We start from the raw sequence: 16,263 nt of genomic DNA, 5'->3' as shown, positions 1-16,263 counted from the left end.
AGCGATCAACATGACATCAACGGGCGTCTACCTCTTTCCGCTGTCCTATGCGCAGCAAAGAATGTGGTTTCTAGATAAATTTGTACCGGATCGAGCGGCGTACAACATCTCCGGCGCGGTGCGAATGAAGGGGCGGTTGGAGCGACAGGCTCTGGTCGACAGCTTGCGCACCATCGCGCGCCGTCATGAAACGCTGCAAACATCGTTTCGAGAAGTGGACGGTGAGCTGATGCAGGTGATCGATCCGGCTGTCGAGCAGGAGGTGCCGCTGATCGATCTGAGCGGGCTGCTCGCAGCGGAGCGAGAGGCGGAAGTGCAGCGCTTGGCACAGGAAGTGTCGCGCCAGCCGTTTGAGCTGCACACCGCTCCGCTTCTGCGCACCATCCTGCTCAAGCTGGCGGAAGAGGAGCATGTGCTGCTGCTGACGATGCATCATATCATCTCCGACGGCTGGTCGATGGGGGTGCTGATGCAGGAGCTCGGCCTGCTCTACGCGGGCCAGCTGAAGGGCGAGCCTGATCGATTGCCCGAGCTGCCGATCCAGTATGCAGACTATGCGGACTGGCAAAAAGAATATTTGGACAGTGGCGTGTTGGACGAGCAGCTGCTCTATTGGAAGCAGAAGCTTCAGGGGCCGCTGCCGGTGCTCGACCTGCCGACCGATGGGATTCGACCGAGCATTCAGTCGCTGAAGGGGACGTTTGCTGAGATCGAGCTGGATCGGGAAGTGACCGAGCAGATCAGAGCGCTCAGCCAGCGCGAGGGCGTGTCCCTGTTCATGACGCTGCTCGCCGCGTTCAACGTGTTGCTCCACCGCTACACCGGCCAAGAGGATCTGATCGTCGGCACACCGATCGCCAACCGCACGCGCGAGGAGATCGAAGGTCTGATCGGCCTGTTCGTCAACACGCTGGCGGTGCGCACCGACCTGTCCGGCCAGCCGACATTTCTGGACGTTTTGGCGCGGGTGCGCGACTCGGCGTTCGAAGCGTACGCCCATCAGGACGTGCCGTTCGAGCGCTTGGTGGAAGAGGTGTCCCCAGAGCGGGATCTCAGCCGATCGCCCTTGTTTCAAGTGCTGTTCGTCCTGCAAAACACTCCGGGCAGCGGTGCAGACCTGCCAGGTCTGTCGATGCGGACGATGCAGGTGGATACGGGCACGTCCAAGTTTGACCTCTCGCTGTATCTGACCGAGACGGAAGATCGCATCGCAGGGACTGTCGAATACAGCACCGACCTGTTCCAGCCGGAGACGATCGAGCGGCTGATCGCACATTTTGAACATCTGTTGCGCTCGATCGGGGAAAACCCTGGTGAAAAGATCGCCGCCTTGCCGATGCTTTCGGCAGGCGAGCGCGAGCGGTTGCTGTTCGATTGGAACCGCACAGCAGCCCCCTATCGCGAAGAGGCGGTGATCCATCAGCTGTTTGCCGAGCAGGTGCAGCGAACGCCCGAAGCGGTGGCGATCGAGTTTGCAGGTGAGGCGATCACGTTCGCCGAGCTTGAGGAACGAGCCAACCTGCTCGCCTCCGAACTGCAGCGCTTTGGCGTGGGGGCGGAGGGAATCGTCGGCGTCTGCATGGCGCGAACGCCAGCGATGATCGTCGCGCTGCTCGGCATTTTAAAAGCGGGCGGCGCCTATCTGCCGCTCGACCCGAGCTATCCGGCGGAGCGGCTCGCCTTTATGCTGGAAGACGCACAGGTGCGCATTTTGTTAGCAGATGAAGCGAACCATCTGCAGGGGCCGATCGAGTTCGGGCAGCCGCTCTTTGCTCTGGACAGCATCTATGTGCGGGGGGCGGAGTTTGAGCGGGCGGTGGCTGGCGAGCATGAGCGCACAGTCGCTGCGGTCACCGCGCAGAACACCGCCTATGTGATCTACACGTCAGGCTCGACCGGCAAGCCAAAAGGCGTGCTGGTCGAACATCGCAACGTGGTCAATTTTTTTGCCGGCATGGATGAGCGGATCGGCTGTCAGGCGGGCGACGCGGTGGCGGCCGTCACCTCGATCGGCTTTGACATCTCCGTGCTTGAGCTCTTCTGGACGCTGGTCAACGGCTGCAAAGTGATCCTCTTGTCGGAGGCGGCCGTCCTGAACGGCGATCTGCAGCAAGGGGCCACCCTGCTGCAATGTACCCCTTCGCTGATGGGCATGCTGCTGGGGAACGAAGCGGCACGTCCCGCCTTGCAAGCTTTGCAGAAGATCATGCTCGGCGGTGAAGCGATGCCGACCGCGCTGGCTGCCGAGATCAAGCGCGACCTGCCCGCTCGCCTGTTCAACATGTACGGCCCGACCGAGGCGACCGTCTGGACGAGCGTGCAGGAAGTCGAGGCGGCAGCAGGGATCATCCCGCTCGGACGCCCACTTGCTAATGCGAAGTTTTACGTCCTTGACCCGCAGCTCAACCCGGTGCCGATCGGCGTCGCCGGAGAACTGCACATCGGCGGTGCCGGGGTCGCCCGCGGGTATCTGGGGCGGGAGGAGCTGACGGCGGAGCGCTTTCTCGACAACCCATACAGCGAAGGTCGACTGTACAAGACGGGCGATCTCGCCTGCTGGCTGGCAGATGGCACCGTCAAGTTTCTCGGCCGCCTCGATCACCAAGTCAAACTGCGCGGGTTCCGCATCGAGCTCGGCGAGATTGAGAGCGCGCTGACCAAGCATCGGGCAGTCAAGGAGGCGGTCGTCACCGCGCCGGATAACCGCATGCTCGCCGCCTATCTGGTCGTCGAGGGGGAAGCGCCGTCGAGCGGAGACCTGCGCCTCTTTTTACAGGAAATGCTGCCTGAGTACATGGTGCCGTCGCTGTTCCTCTTCCTCGACAAGTTGCCGCTCACACCGAACGGCAAGGTCGATCGGAACGCCCTGCCCAAGCCGGAGGGCGAGCGCCCCGAGCTCGGCCACGTCTATGTCGCCCCGCAGAGCGACCTGGAGAAGCGGATCGCCAGCTTGTGGCAGGAAGTGTTGCGCGTCGAGAAGGTGGGCGTGCACGACAACTTCTTTGAACTCGGTGGCCAATCGATCATGATCGTCCAGCTCCACCGCATGCTGCAGGAGCAGTTAGACGTGCAACTTGCTGTCGTGCAGCTGTTTCAATACCCGACGGTGCGCTCCCTCGCCCAATTTATCGCCGGCACGCACGACACCTCGATCGTCGATTCGGGCAAAAATCGGGCGGATACCCGCCAATCTTTGCGCGAGAGAAGACAAGCGCGGGCAAATCGGCGAAAATAGAGCGGGAGGGGGTAGACTGCCGTGGAATCAAAAGCTGAACTGACGCTGCTCTTGCAACAGGTGGAGGCGTGGGAGAGCGAACAGAAAGACCTGTGGTTTTGGGAGAAGATCGGGCGGCTGCCCTTCGTGCTGTTGGACAAGCTGACCCCGCGCTTTTTGCGCGAGAAGATGGGGCAAGCGCTCGATGAGATGATGTCCTACGTGGATACGGGCGGCCAATATCTGATCCAGCCGGACAGCATCTGCAAGCGATTTGAAAAGGTGACCGACAGATCGTTAACAACGGAGGAGATCGCCACTTTGCCGATAGGCACGATGGATCGGGTGGCAGGCGAATTGCGAACCACCCGCTCCAACTTTGCCAAATGGCAAGGGGCGACGACCGGGATCGGTGGAATTTTTACGCTGGCGATCGACATTCCGCTCTTGCTCGGCCTTTCGCTAAAAGTGCTGCAGGAGATGGCGATCTCCTATGGGTATGATCCGAGCAGCAGAGAAGAGCGGCTGTTCATCATCAAATGTTTGCAGTTCTCCTCGTCTGACATCGTCGGCAAAAAGGCGATTCTCGAAGAGCTCGCCGCCTACAGCGAACCGGCCAAGCGCGATCAGGTGATCGCACAGCTGCAAGGCTGGCGCGAGGTGGTGCTGACGATGACCGACAATCTGGGCTGGAAAAAGCTGTTCCAACTGATTCCGATCGCCGGGATTCTCTTCGGCGCATTTCTGAATAAAAAAACGATCGAAGATGTGGCGGAGACCGGCATGATGCTGTATAAAAAACGGCGGATTCTGGAGCGTCTCACCACATAGAAAAAGAGAGCGTCCGCGCAGGATGCTCTCTTTTTTCGATCGGGCAAAAGCGAGCGCTGACAGGTAGCTTCCCTTTTGCACTGGCGATCAGACCAGGTAGCCCATTTTTCGCGCTTGAAACTCCAGCACTTCGCGAAACTTCGGATGGGCGATGTCGATCAGGGCGCAGGTGCGCTCGCGGATCGTTTTCCCTTTCAGCGAGGCGACACCAAATTCGGTGACGATCATGTCCACATCGTTTTTGGAGGTCGAGGCGACCGCGCCTGGCGGAAGCGTCGGCACAATTTTGGAGATCGTGCCACCTTTGGCGGTGGAGTGCAGGCAGATGATGCCGCGCCCATCTTTGGCCAGGCGAGCCCCTTTCGCAAAGTCTGACTGCCCGCCTGTGGAAGAATAGTAGTTGCCCCCGATCGTCTCCGAGTTGCACTGGCCGAGAAAATCGACCTCCACCGTAGCGTTGATCGACACCAACTGCTCGATCTGCGCGATGATGCGGATGTCGTTCGTCCAGGTGACCGGAAGAAACAGCACATCTTGATTCTCGTGCAGAAAATCGTATAGTTTGCGGCTGCCCAAGGCGAAGGTGGTGGTCATCTTGCCCGGGTGCAGCGTTTTGTTGCTGTTGGTGATGATGCCCGCTTTGTACAGATCGACGACGGCGTCGGGCAGCATCTCGGTGAAGATGCCGAGGTTTTTGTGGCCTTGCAGAAAGCTCATCACCGCGCTAGGAATCGCGCCGAAGCCGATCTGCAGATTGTCGCCATCGCGGATGATCTCAGCGATCTGCCGGCCGATCTTTTCATCGTCGGCGGAGATGACCGGCTCGGCGAGGAGGGGCAGCTCCACATGGTGTTCGACCACGGCGGTCGCTTGCGAGAGGTGAATCGAGTTGTCGCCGCACGTCCGCGGCATGTTTTCGTTCACTTCCAGCAAGATCAGCTTCGATTTGTCGAGCAGCGAGCTGATGTAGTCGCAGTTGGTGCCCAATGAGAAATTGCCGTTCTCGTCCATCGGTGAGACGGCGATGATCAGCGCCCGGTTGCTGGTGATCTGTTCGAGCAGGGCGGGCACGTCCGAAAAATGGTTGGGCAGCAGGTCGATCTCCCCTCTGCGAAACCCGGGGCGGTCGCTCGCACCGAGGAACATCGAGACGATCTGCACGCGCTCGCGCTCGATCTCCAGGGCTGGATTGGGCGAGAGCATCTGGTACAATCGGTTGCCGCGCAGTCTAGTATTTTGCGGGAGCGTCTTGAGCAAAAGCGGTGGCTCGCCAGCGGCGATCGGCGCGATGATGTCGTCGCCCGGCTCGATCAGCTCGATCGCCGCTTCTGCGGTGCGTAGTTTGCTTTGATATTCGTTATGTAGATTCATGATGTCGTCTCCTTGCGCATGTCTTTGCTGATAGTGTGACACGAAACAAGAGCCTGATACCAATCAGGCTCTTGTTTGTTCGAGAATCTCTTCCAGGTACTCCTGCAGGCCGACCCGCAGATGCCCGTCGCGCCCTACGGTCGTCTTGGCTGCGACCATCGAGTTTAAGATCGCCTCTTCTGACGCTTCTGCACAGGCTCGAAACGCCAAGTCGATACTCGTTTCATGAACCATCCGCAGCGGGACGATCGAGGCGGTCGGCTCATGCTGGACGCGGTTGGCTGTGGAGAAGCCGATCACCACATCGCCGCTGCCATTGCCGATGAAGGAGCCGGTTCGGGAAAGGCCGACCGCACAGCGCTTGCAGATCCGCTTCAGCTGTCGTTCGGTCAGCGGCAGGTCGGTGGCGAGCACGAAGATGATCGATCCTTTTTCCCGCTCCTCTGTCAACGGCACGGCGGCGGTCCGATCTGATGCGGAGCGGCTGGTGCGCTCAATCTGGGCGATCTGCTCGCCAACTCGCATCCCGTCGATCACCAGATCCTGTTGCAGCCCGAAATTGGACAGGACGAGCACGCCGAGCGTGTAGGTGGTGCCATCCAGTTCGATCGTGCGGGAGGAGGAGCCGATCCCCCCTTTTACCCCATAGCAGCTCATGCCTGTGCCAGCGCCGACCGCGCCTTCAGCAAATGAACTGTCTGCGCTAGACAGCGCGGTCAGCACATGTTCTGCCCGCACGTGCTGGCCGCGGATATCGTTTAAATATCCATCGTTGCACTCCCCGACCACCGGGTTGACCGTACCTGTCGTCAGGCCGATGTCAGGATTCTGTTCGAGCATGTACTGGACGAGCGCGTCGCTCGCCTGTCCGACAGACAGCGTGTTGGTCAGCAAGATCGGCGTCTCGATCGTGCCCAGCTCCTCGATCTGAATCGTGCCTGTCGTCTTGCCGAACCCGTTGATCACATGCGAGACGGCCATCACCTTGTCTGTGAAGAGATTGCCAGCGTGGGGCAGGATCGCCGTCACGCCCGTCTTGATCGGCCCATCATCGAGCGTGCAATGTCCCACCTTGACGCCCGTCACGTCGGTGATCGAATTGTTCGGCCCGGTCGGCAGCGAGCCGATCGTCAGGCCGTAATCGCGCAGTCGTTTGTTCAAGCTGTTCACACACCGACTCGTTTGTAGCTGTCGCGATAGTGGGCGTGCAGTTTCAGGGAGATCTCCCCCGGCTTGCCAGTGCCGATCGGCTGGTTGTCAACTGCGATGATCGGCATCACTTCCATCGAAGTGGAGGTCAGGAACGCTTCATCGGCCGACAGGAGCAAGTCCGGCCCGAACTCTTTCTCCTCGACTGGGATCTGCAGGCTGCTTGCGATGTCGAGCAAGGTGGCACGCGTGATCCCATGCAGGATGAAACGGTTGGCAGGCGGGGTGATCAACACGCCATCTTTGACCAAAAAGATGTTGCAGCTCGACCCTTCCAGCACGATGCCGTCACGAACGAAGACAGCCTCGTAGAAGCCTTGATCTTTCGCCTTTTGCTTCGCGATCACATTCGGAAGCAGGTTGAGCGACTTGATGTAGCAGTTTTTCCAGCGCTCGTCCTCGACCAGGGTAACGTTGATGCCCGCCTCTCGCACGTTGGATGGAATGTCTGCAGCCGGGCGAATCGTCATGGTCGTCGAAGCTGGAACATCTGGGAACAGGTGCACGCGTGTGGCGATCCCGCGCGTGATCTGCATGTAGACAGCAGCTTCTTGCAGCTCCGTCTTGGCCAGCCCCTCTGCGATCAGCGCTTCTAACTCCTCGATCGTGTAGGGGAGCTTGAGCAGAATCGCTTCTGCACTTTTCAGCAGCCGCTCAAGATGCTCGCGCATTTTAAAGGGGACGCCTTGGTAAACGCGGATCACTTCGTACACGCCATCACCAAAGTTATGACCGCGCTCATCGATCGGGAGCACCGCCTGTTCGACCGGAATCCACTGTCCGTTGATAAAACCTATCGCCATCAAAATTACCTCCTCAGCATGATCAGTACATACAATCAATGTTCTTGGCGGCTTCAATAACTCCTGCATGTTTGACAAAGGCAGATATTTTTGACGAAAGACAGCAGGGAAGCGCTTTGCAAGATCGCGCTTGTGCGAGGTGATTCTTGTTGAAAGATCGAGTTTATATTTCTTTCGTTATTAATCATGATTTTAAAAATAAGGAGGTGTTGATCTGTGTTTTGGAGAATAGGGGAATAGTTCTAATCTGGATCGTAGTGGAGGATCGGTTCTATGCAAGAGGAGCTCAGCATGTACGACCTGTCTTTGATAGCTTTTTCTGTTCTGATCGCTTTGATCGCGACCTATGCGGCCGTCTATTTGAGCAAGCGAATCGGTGGAAGGCGGTGTGCGCCACGCTTTTGGGGGCGACTGATCGTGGCGATTTCGCTCGGCTTGTCGGTCAGCCTGTTGCATTACGGGTGGATGTATGGAAAGGTCGTCGTCCAAATCGAGCAGTTCGTTCCAGAGTCGCGCTTGATCCGCGATGCGGAGATGCTCTCCGTCTCGATCGGGATCGGGGCGATCATGATTCAACTTCTCGTCCTGCTCGGGGCGCTGCTCGATCGTCGACAGGCGCTGATGATCGCCAAACGGTCCGATCAGCGCTTTCAATCGCTGTTTGCGCACAGTCCATTCGCCGTCTGCCTGTTTGATCTGAACGGTCGGATGCTCGACGTCAACCGAGCGGCAGAGCGGCTGCTTAACGATCGTCGCGATCAACTGCTCGACCGCTCCTTTCGATCGCTCTCTCCGATCTTGCAGCAGGAGCAGGTGGAGCTGATGGAGCGCTTTTTTCAGCAGGCGATCGCCGGGGCGACGCCGACCTATGAGATTTGCCTGCAACAGCCGAGCGGTGCGTTGCTCAACCTGCAGATCACCAACGTGCCGGTGCTGATCGACGATCAGATCGACGGCGCCTATCTGATCGCCAAAGACATCTCGGAGCAAAAGCGCGCGGAGGAGCTCGTGCATCGCTCCGACAAGCTGTCCGCAGTCGGTCAGCTGGCAGCTGGCATCGCCCATGAGATTCGCAATCCGCTGACGGCGATCAAAGGATTCACCCAGCTGTTGCAGGAGGGGGCGCAGCGAGATGTGCAATATTATCAAGTGATCCTCTCCGAGCTCGACCGAGTCAATCTGATCGTCGATGAGTTCCTGCTGTTAGCGAAGCCGAGCCCCTCGATGTTTCGCTCGTGCAACGTAGAACAGATGCTGCTTGCGATCATCACGCTGCTCGAACCACAGGCGATCTTGCAGAATGTGCGCATCCTTCCCACGATCGCGGCTGGAATCGATCAGATCGAGATCGAGGAAAACCAGATCAAGCAGGTGTTGATCAACCTGTTGAAAAATGCGATCGAAGCGATGCCAGACGGAGGGGATCTGATCATCGAGCTCAGGCAAGAGGAGGAAGGGCTGCTGCGCATCCGCTTTATCGATCAAGGGTGTGGCATTCCCGAAGAGCAATTGCATAAGGTCGGCGATCCGTTTTTTACGACGAAAGAAAAGGGCACCGGGCTCGGGCTGATGGTGTCACACAAAATCATCGAAGACCACGGCGGACAGTTGGAGATTCACAGCACGGTCGGCGTTGGCACGACGATCGATGTGCTGCTGCCGCTGTCGCTTGAGGAGGAGAAGGAGCTGCTGCTCGTCTGATCAACAGGGAGCTGGCTGGGCGGAAAGCGGCGGTGCTGAACGTGTTAACAGGGAATTATTTGAAAAGTATGCAGATTCATGATCGCCTGTGCGGTGAACTGTGTTATGATGAGAAGAAGAATTACATAGCCAACAAAGTGAGGTTTTTTTGATGGAAAAATTGAATCCAACATGGAACTTGGAACCGATTTTTGCAGGCGGTTCGGAGTCTCCGGCGCTTGTTGCCCACCTCGATCAGGTCGAGGGGCGGATCGAAGCATTGCCTGCAAAGATCGCATCGCTTCAGAAGTCGGACAGCGTTGAAGCGTGGATTGAAGTTCTGGCGACCACGCAGGAAGTTAACTCTGCGCTGCGCTATGCGACCAGCTTTGCCAGCTGCCTGTTGGCGCAAGATGTGAAAGACCTGCAGGCGAAGATCGTGAGTGGTCGCATCACCAAGCTGTCTGCTGCGCTCGGCGCGGCGATGACTGTGCTCGACAAGCAGATCTTGGACGCCGAGGAGAGCGCATGGCAACAGCTGCTGGCATCTGAGGCGGTACAGCCTTTCGCCTTCTGGCTGGAGGAGCGCCGCCTGCGCGCCAAGGAGAAGATGGCACCGGAGATGGAAGCTCTGGCTGGCGTTCTCGGCGTCGATGGCTATCAGGCGTGGGGCACGCTGTACAACACGCTGATCGGCCGCATGGCGATCAAGGTGGAGATGGACGGCGAAGTGAAGGAACTGTCGGTCGGGCAGGCGCAGAACATGTACTCCGGCACGCCTGACCGCGCGGTGCGCGAAAAGGCGTTTGCCGCTTGGGAAGAAGCGTTTGCGGCGAGCGAAGAGCTCTTTGCCAGCAATTTGAACCATCTCGGCGGCTTCCGCTGGGCGCTGTACAAGTCGCGCGGCTGGGATTCGATCTTGAAGGAGCCGTGTGACATCAACCGCATGTCTCGGGCTACGCTCGATGTGATGTGGGATGTGATCGACAAGAACAAAGACGTGTTCGTCAAGTTCCTCGAACGCAAAGCGGAGCTGATCGGCGTTGAGAAGCTGAGCTACTACGACCTGTACGCGCCGACCTCCTCTTCGAACACCTCCTATACGTACGACGAGGGAGCGCAATTTATCGTCGACCAGTTCGAACAGTTCTCGCCCGACTTTGCGGAGTTCGCCAGAAAGGCGTTTGAGAACCGTTGGATCGAGGCGGAAGATCGCCCTGGCAAACGCCCAGGTGGATTCTGCACGTCGTTCCCCGGCAAAAATGAGACCCGCATCTTCATGACCTACGATGACTCGATGGGCGCCGTTTCGACGCTGGCGCATGAGCTCGGCCATGCCTACCATTCGCATGTGATGGGCGACATGCCGTACTTCTCCCGCCTGTACGCGATGAACGTGGCGGAGACCGCTTCGACGTTTGCTGAAACGCTGGTCACGTCGGCCGCGGTGCGCAATGCGAAGTCTGATGACGAGAAGATCGCGCTGCTTGAGGAGAAGGTGTCCGGTTCGATCGCGATGTACATGGACATCCATTCGCGCTTCATGTTCGAAAACAACTTCTATGATGAGCGCAAAAAAGGGCTGGTCAGCGCAGAGCGACTGAACGAGCTGATGGTGGAGGCGCAGAAGAAGGCGTATCGCGATTCGCTCGAACTGTACCATCCGCGCTTCTGGGCATCGAAACTGCATTTCTATTCGACGACGGTGCCGTTCTACAACTTCCCCTACACGTTCGGATACCTGTTCTCGACAGGCGTCTATGCGCTGGCGCTTCAGGAAGGATCGTCCTTTGCGGACAAATATGTGGCGCTGCTCCGCGACACGGCGAGCATGACTGTCGAGGAGCTGGCGAAAAAGCACCTCGGCGTCGACCTGACCCAGCCGGAGTTCTGGCAGGGCGCAGTCGATATCACCGTGGCCGATGCGGAAGAGTTCCTGCGCTTGACCGCAGGCAAAAAGGCGACGAAGTAATCGCGAACACCTTGTGTCGATTCGATCGGCACAAGGTGTTTTTTATTCGCATAAGGAAGGGTGAGATCTGGCATTCTAGGAAAGGGTCGAATCTGTTTGGAGGTGCTTTCCAAGAATGAACCGCTTTCAGCAACAAGGTCAATCACAGGGACAACAACAGGGACAACAACAGGGGATGCGCTATGGCGCACATGAGTTTTTAGCGACACAGGAGACACTGTCCGCCGAGTGTACGAACATCGAACTGTACGGCGTCTTGATCAACATGTGTCAAGATGCGCACCTTCGCGATATTTTGAGCAACCAGCAACGTCGCATGGTGCAGTGTTATCAGCAGGGCGTCAACGTGTTGATCAGCCACGGCTATCAGCCAAGCGTACCGCATACGCCGCAGACGAACGTCTATGAGCAGCTGCAGATCGGTCTGCACAATCCGCAGTTTCAACCGCCCAATCCGCAGACGACTCGCCTCTCCGACCAGGCGATCGCCTCTGTCGCGCTCAACGTGCACAAGCTGGGGGCGCTCACCTGCATGAACGCCGCGCTGGAAAGTGCCAATCCAGCCCTTCGCCAGTTCCATGCAACATCTGCGAACACCTGTCAGGAGATGGCGTACGAACTGTTCCAGTTCGCCAATTACAAAGGCTACTATCAGGTGCCGCAATTGGCGAACCACACGATGAACTCGATGCTCCAAGCGTATGGCCAGCCGAGTGCGCAGCAGCCGGCCTTCCAGCAACAGATGTTCGCAAGTCAGAACTACTGAGCGGGAACGGATACTCCTCACCTGCACCTGCTACTGCCTTCCGCTCGTTCGGGATGGGGGAGAGGCAGGGGGTAGAACAAAACAAGGCACTCCTTCGCTAGATCGAGGGAGTGCCTTGTTTTGTTCTTGCGCCTACTGGAAGAAACGGTCACCATCCCGTTACGACATTATTGTCAGTAACTTGGAAGTAATAGGTATGATCTCCACCCCATCTTTGCACGTCTGAGAAATTAGAGAGAGCTTGCACATACAGTTTGTATTTGCCGATGGGGAGATCCTCAAATGGGAAACTGAACTGCAAACTTTGCATCGGGTCCATCATCCCCTGATATAAACGTTTCTCCTCGATGGGATCAATCTGATCACTTGATAGGCTCGCGTTCAGTACAATCTCTTTTTCAGTCGGTTGGAGCAACTGCAAAATAACTTGAATCGTTCCATCAGCTTTTCCTTCTGTTACTACCGAATTCTGCATCGCCGCTTGCAGCTTGAAGAACTCAGGAGGTGTTGGCGGTACAACGGGTCTAGATTTTTGGTTATAGGTCGTAAAGACGATCAACAGAACTCCGATGAATAGAACGCCTACTCCCCATAAAATCATACGATTTCGACTTTTCATACCGCACCTCCGAACGATTGACTAGTAATAGTTGACCGAATTTTGACTTAGCGAATATCTCGCATTATAGTCGGAACCCAAGAATTTCCACTTTGTCCAATATTCACTGAAGTTGCTATTATAATTCGCATACATCGCCTTGTAAAGATCAGAGAAAGCATAACTTCGTGTATCCATCCCATCGTTGTTCGCATCATACAAGTCGATCAGTGAAGCGGTCACTCTTTTGTCGCTCTGTATGTGAAGCGTTCGGGATAAAGGAGAGGCAGGCGCGAGAATGAAACAAGGCACTCCTTCGCAATAACGAGGGAGTGCCTTGTGTTGTTTTGAGTCGATCATTACGCGTTAAAATACCGCGCTTGCGGGTGGGAGAAGACCATCGCCGAAACGCTCGCTTCCGGGTCCATCATGCATCCCTCTGTCAGCTCAACGCCGATGTCCTGCGGGCGAAGCAGGCGGAAGAGCGGCGCTTGATCTTCCAAGTTGGGACAGGCTGGATAGCCGAACGATACTCGGATGCCTTGGTAGCGAGCGCCAAACCGCTCCTGCATCGTCATGTCGGGCGCATCTGAAATGCCCCAAGCGTCGCGCATCATATGATGCACGCGCTCCGCAAACGCTTCTGCCAGTTCGAGGGCGAGCGCTTGCAGGCAGTGTGAGCGGAGATAGTTGCCCGCTTCTTTCCACTCGTTCGCCAGGCGATGAATGCCTTCCCCAGCGGTGACGACGAGGAAGCCGACCGCATCCATCTCACCGCTCTCCACCGGGCGGAGAAAATCGCTCAGGCACAGATGAGGCTCCTGTTGCTGACGCGGAAAGCGGAACGTCTCCAACACTTTTGAAGTGTCTGCTGGGTCATAGATGCGAATCTCGTCGCCTGCCGATTGGGCAGGGAAGAAGCGGTACATGCCCTGAGGACGGATGATGCCCTCCGACTTGGCCAGCGCCAACAGCTCCTCGACCACCGCCTGCAGCTCTGTCGCTTTCGGATCACCGCTTGCGAGCAGCTGCTCCACATTGCCCTTCAGCCCGAGATGCTTGCCGAGCAGCATCCTCATGTTCAGGTAGGGGTGCAGGTGGGAGATCGGATAGTCGCGCAACACGTGGCGCTCAAAGTCTGGTGCGGGAAGCACCGGTCCTACATGCTGGATCGAGGAGCGCACCTCCTTCGTGAGCGGCTCGCTCGACACTTCCGGTTCGGCCGTCGTCAAGCTCTGCGCATCCTGCGCTTCCAATTGCTTCTGGGCCAACAGTTCGCGCTCTTCCGGCTTGGTCAGGCGGTTGGCCAGGTCGAGCCCGTCCATCGCGTCTTTCGCATAGAGCACAAGCCCGCGGTACTCCGGCATGATGCGGTTGGACGTAAACTTCCGGGTCAGCGCAGCGCCCCCGACGAGCAGGGGGACGTCGATGCCTGCTGCTCGCAGGTCCTGGGCGGTGATCACCATCTGTTGGGCCGACTTGACGAGCAGACCGGAGAGGCCGATCGCATCGGGACGCTCTTCGCGACAAGCTTTGATCAGCTGATCGGGCGGAACTTTGATGCCGAGGTTGACCACTTCAAATCCGTTGTTGGACAGGATGATCTCGACCAGGTTTTTCCCGATGTCGTGCACATCGCCTTTGACGGTGGCGAGCAGAATCTTTCCTTTTCGCGAACCGTCTTGCTTCTCCATAAACGGTTCGAGGAACGCGACGGCCGCTTTCATCACCTCGGCGCTCTGCAGGACTTCGGCGACGATCAGCTCGTTCAGGTTGAACAGCCGACCTACCTCTTCCATCCCCGTCATCAGCGGCCCGTTGATGATGTCGAGCGGCGCATAGGTGGCGAGCGCCGCTTCGAGGTCTGGGATCAGCCCCTCTTTGCTCCCCTCCACCACGTAGTTGGCCAGCCGCTCTTCAAGCGTCATCGTGGAGACGGCGACGGTCGTCGTCACCTTTTTCTCGCGGTAGAACGCGGTGAAGCGGGCCAATTTCTCATCGTCGATCTGGAAGAGCAACTCCTCAGACATCTTGCGCTCTTCTTCCGGGATCGAGGCGTAGCGCTCCAGCTTCTCGGAGTTGACGATCGCATAGTCGAGCCCCGCCTTGGTGCAGTGATAGAGGAACACCGCGTTCAGCACTTCGCGGCCGGCGCCCGGCAAGCCGAAAGAAACGTTGGAGACCCCGAGGATCGTCTGACATTCGGGCAGCGCTTCTTTGATCAGGCGAATGCCCTCGATCGTCTCGGGGGCGGACCCGATGTACTGCTCATCGCCAGTGCCGCAGGGGAAGACCAGCGGGTCGAAGATCAGATCTTGAGGATTCATTCCGTATTTGCCGACCAGCAGATCGTAGGAGCGCTTGGCCACTTCCAGCTTGCGTTCGCGAGTGACCGCCATGCCCTGCTCGTCGATCGTGCCGACGACCACAGCGGCGCCATAGCGCTTGATCAACGGAACGACCTCGGCAAACTTCTCTTCGCCATCCTCTAGGTTGATCGAGTTGAGGATCGCTTTGCCTTGCACATGTTTGAGCGCCAGATCGAAGACGGTCGGATCGGTCGAGTCGATCATCAGCGGCGTCTTGATCTTTTTGGTTACGAAGTTGAGGAACGACTCCATGTCCTGATGCTCGTCTCTGTCCGGGTCCTGCAGACAGACGTCGATCACGTGAGCACCTTTCTTCACCTGGGCGCGGGCAACCTCGGACGCTTCCTCATATTTGCCTTCGACGATCAGGTTGCGAAACTTGCGCGAGCCGAGCACGTTGGTTCGCTCGCCGACGATCAGCGGACGGTTGTCCGGCTCGACAAACACCGTCTCGATGCCGGAGACGGCAGGCGCGTGCGACTGTTGCGCGGTGCGCGGGGTCACGGTGCTCAACTCTTCGTGAAGCGCGCGGATGTGGGCGGGCGTGGTGCCACAACAGCCCCCGGCGATGTTCAGCCAGCCCTTTTCCGCAAAGCCGCGCAGCTTTTTGGCCAACCCTTGCGGCGTCTCATGGTAGTGACCGTCCTCGTCGGGCAGCCCGGCGTTCGGATAGCAGGAGACGGCACACTGGGCGAGCTCCGACAGGGAGCGCAGATGATCGCGCATAAACTCCGGTCCGGTCGCGCAGTTCAGGCCGATCGAGATCGGGCGCAGGTGCTCCAAGGAGATGTAGAACGATTCGATGTTCTGCCCGGCGAGCGTCGTGCCCATCGGCTCGATCGTGCCGGAGATCATCACCGGAAGTTCCTGCCCGAGCTCCTCGAAGGCGCGGCGCACGCCGATGCTGGCCGCCTTGACGTTCAGCGTGTCCTGGATCGTCTCCAAGAGCAGCACGTCTGCGCCCGCCTCCACCAGCGCTCGCGCCTGTTGATAATAGGTCGCGACCAACTCGTCGAACGTGACCCCTCCGGTCACCGACAGCGACTTGGTCGTCGGACCGATCGCGCCGGCCACATAGCGCGGCCATTCTGGTGTCGAGTAGTTGGCGACCGCCGCTCTGGCGAGTCGAACAGCCTCGCGGTTGATCTCGTCCGTCTTGGCGGCGAGATCGTATTCGGCCAGCACGAGCGAGGTAGCGCCGAACGTGTTGGTCTCGATGATGTCGGCGCCCGCTTCTAAGTATGCTTCATGAATTTTCTGAATCACATCGGGACGCGTCAGGACGAGATTCTCGTTGCACCCGTCTAATTCGTCGCCGCCAAAGTCGTCGGGGGTCAAGTTTTCCTGCTGTAGCATCGTTCCCATCGCTCCATCGAGGATGAGGATCTTGCGGGTGAGTTGGGTCTGTATCGGCACTGAGCTCATACTGGTGGTTCCTCCTCTGATTCGG

10 protein-coding genes are annotated in these 16,263 nt (G+C 58.0%); 5 read left to right on the top strand and 5 right to left on the bottom strand.

From position 1 onward, the window contains the following. The first annotated feature begins 10 nt into the window (after positions 1 to 10). Complete coding sequence (locus ACFSOY_RS04470) at positions 11 to 3,235, top strand: non-ribosomal peptide synthetase (protein ID WP_386044319.1); 3,225 nt, start codon at positions 11 to 13, stop codon at positions 3,233 to 3,235. A gap of 21 nt (positions 3,236 to 3,256) precedes the next feature. Further along, positions 3,257 to 4,045, top strand: coding sequence for an EcsC family protein (locus ACFSOY_RS04465; protein WP_386044318.1), 789 nt, complete (start codon positions 3,257 to 3,259; stop codon positions 4,043 to 4,045). A gap of 87 nt (positions 4,046 to 4,132) precedes the next feature. Here the strand turns inward: ACFSOY_RS04465 and ACFSOY_RS04460 are convergent, their stop codons facing one another. The 3 genes from ACFSOY_RS04460 to dat form a co-directional block, all read right to left on the bottom strand. Continuing rightward, positions 4,133 to 5,416 carry an acetyl-CoA hydrolase/transferase family protein gene (locus ACFSOY_RS04460; protein ID WP_386044317.1) on the bottom strand — a complete coding sequence of 428 codons (1,284 nt, stop codon included), beginning with the start codon at positions 5,414 to 5,416 and terminating at the stop codon, positions 4,133 to 4,135. Between the two features lie 63 nt (positions 5,417 to 5,479). Next, entirely contained in the window at positions 5,480 to 6,586 is a 1,107-nt protein-coding gene (locus ACFSOY_RS04455) for a DmpA family aminopeptidase (RefSeq protein WP_465336008.1), read from the bottom strand. Then, on the bottom strand, positions 6,583 to 7,428 hold the full coding sequence (gene dat, locus ACFSOY_RS04450; protein WP_386044316.1) for a D-amino-acid transaminase: 846 nt from the start codon (positions 7,426 to 7,428) through the stop codon (positions 6,583 to 6,585). The genes ACFSOY_RS04455 and dat overlap by 4 nt, the downstream gene beginning before the upstream one ends. Before the next feature lie 273 nt (positions 7,429 to 7,701). Here dat and ACFSOY_RS04445 point away from each other — a divergent pair, with 273 nt between their 5' ends. The 3 genes from ACFSOY_RS04445 (at position 7,702) to ACFSOY_RS04435 (ending at position 11,846) form a co-directional block, all read left to right on the top strand. After that, the gene (locus ACFSOY_RS04445; RefSeq protein WP_386044315.1) at positions 7,702 to 9,129 is read left to right on the top strand and encodes an ATP-binding protein; all 1,428 of its coding nucleotides are present in this window, start codon (positions 7,702 to 7,704) and stop codon (positions 9,127 to 9,129) included. A 151-nt stretch (positions 9,130 to 9,280) separates the two neighbouring features. Next, positions 9,281 to 11,080, top strand: a complete 1,800-nt coding sequence (locus ACFSOY_RS04440; RefSeq protein ID WP_386044314.1) for a M3 family oligoendopeptidase — start codon at positions 9,281 to 9,283, stop codon at positions 11,078 to 11,080. 115 nt (positions 11,081 to 11,195) lie between these two features. Then, positions 11,196 to 11,846: a spore coat protein gene (locus ACFSOY_RS04435; RefSeq protein ID WP_386044313.1), complete on the top strand. Its 651-nt coding sequence runs from the start codon at positions 11,196 to 11,198 to the stop codon at positions 11,844 to 11,846. A gap of 148 nt (positions 11,847 to 11,994) precedes the next feature. On the opposite strand, the gene ACFSOY_RS04430 is transcribed toward ACFSOY_RS04435, so the two are convergent. Next, on the bottom strand, positions 11,995 to 12,465 hold the full coding sequence (locus tag ACFSOY_RS04430; RefSeq protein ID WP_386044312.1) for a hypothetical protein: 471 nt from the start codon (positions 12,463 to 12,465) through the stop codon (positions 11,995 to 11,997). Positions 12,466 to 12,803: 338 nt separating this feature from the next. Then, positions 12,804 to 16,238, bottom strand: a complete 3,435-nt coding sequence (metH, locus tag ACFSOY_RS04425) for a methionine synthase (protein WP_386044311.1) — start codon at positions 16,236 to 16,238, stop codon at positions 12,804 to 12,806. Positions 16,239 to 16,263: the final 25 nt, after the last annotated feature.

Source organism: Tumebacillus lipolyticus, assembly GCF_042682745.1.
Lineage (GTDB): Bacteria > Bacillota > Bacilli > Tumebacillales > Tumebacillaceae > Tumebacillus_A > Tumebacillus_A lipolyticus.
This window is presented reverse-complemented; position numbering and strand designations above follow the sequence as displayed.

Bases quoted from the DNA above. Each gene is read 5' to 3' on its own strand.
- dat (WP_386044316.1), bottom strand. From the start codon at position 7,428: ATGGCGATAGGTTTTATCAACGGACAGTGGATTCCGGTCGAACAGGCG.
- ACFSOY_RS04435 (WP_386044313.1), top strand. From the start codon at position 11,196: ATGAACCGCTTTCAGCAACAAGGTCAATCACAGGGACAACAACAGGGA.
- ACFSOY_RS04440 (WP_386044314.1), top strand. From the start codon at position 9,281: ATGGAAAAATTGAATCCAACATGGAACTTGGAACCGATTTTTGCAGGC.
- ACFSOY_RS04430 (WP_386044312.1), bottom strand. From the start codon at position 12,465: ATGAAAAGTCGAAATCGTATGATTTTATGGGGAGTAGGCGTTCTATTC.
- metH (WP_386044311.1), bottom strand. From the start codon at position 16,238: ATGAGCTCAGTGCCGATACAGACCCAACTCACCCGCAAGATCCTCATC.
- ACFSOY_RS04470 (WP_386044319.1), top strand. From the start codon at position 11: ATGACATCAACGGGCGTCTACCTCTTTCCGCTGTCCTATGCGCAGCAA.
- ACFSOY_RS04460 (WP_386044317.1), bottom strand. From the start codon at position 5,416: ATGAATCTACATAACGAATATCAAAGCAAACTACGCACCGCAGAAGCG.
- ACFSOY_RS04445 (WP_386044315.1), top strand. From the start codon at position 7,702: ATGCAAGAGGAGCTCAGCATGTACGACCTGTCTTTGATAGCTTTTTCT.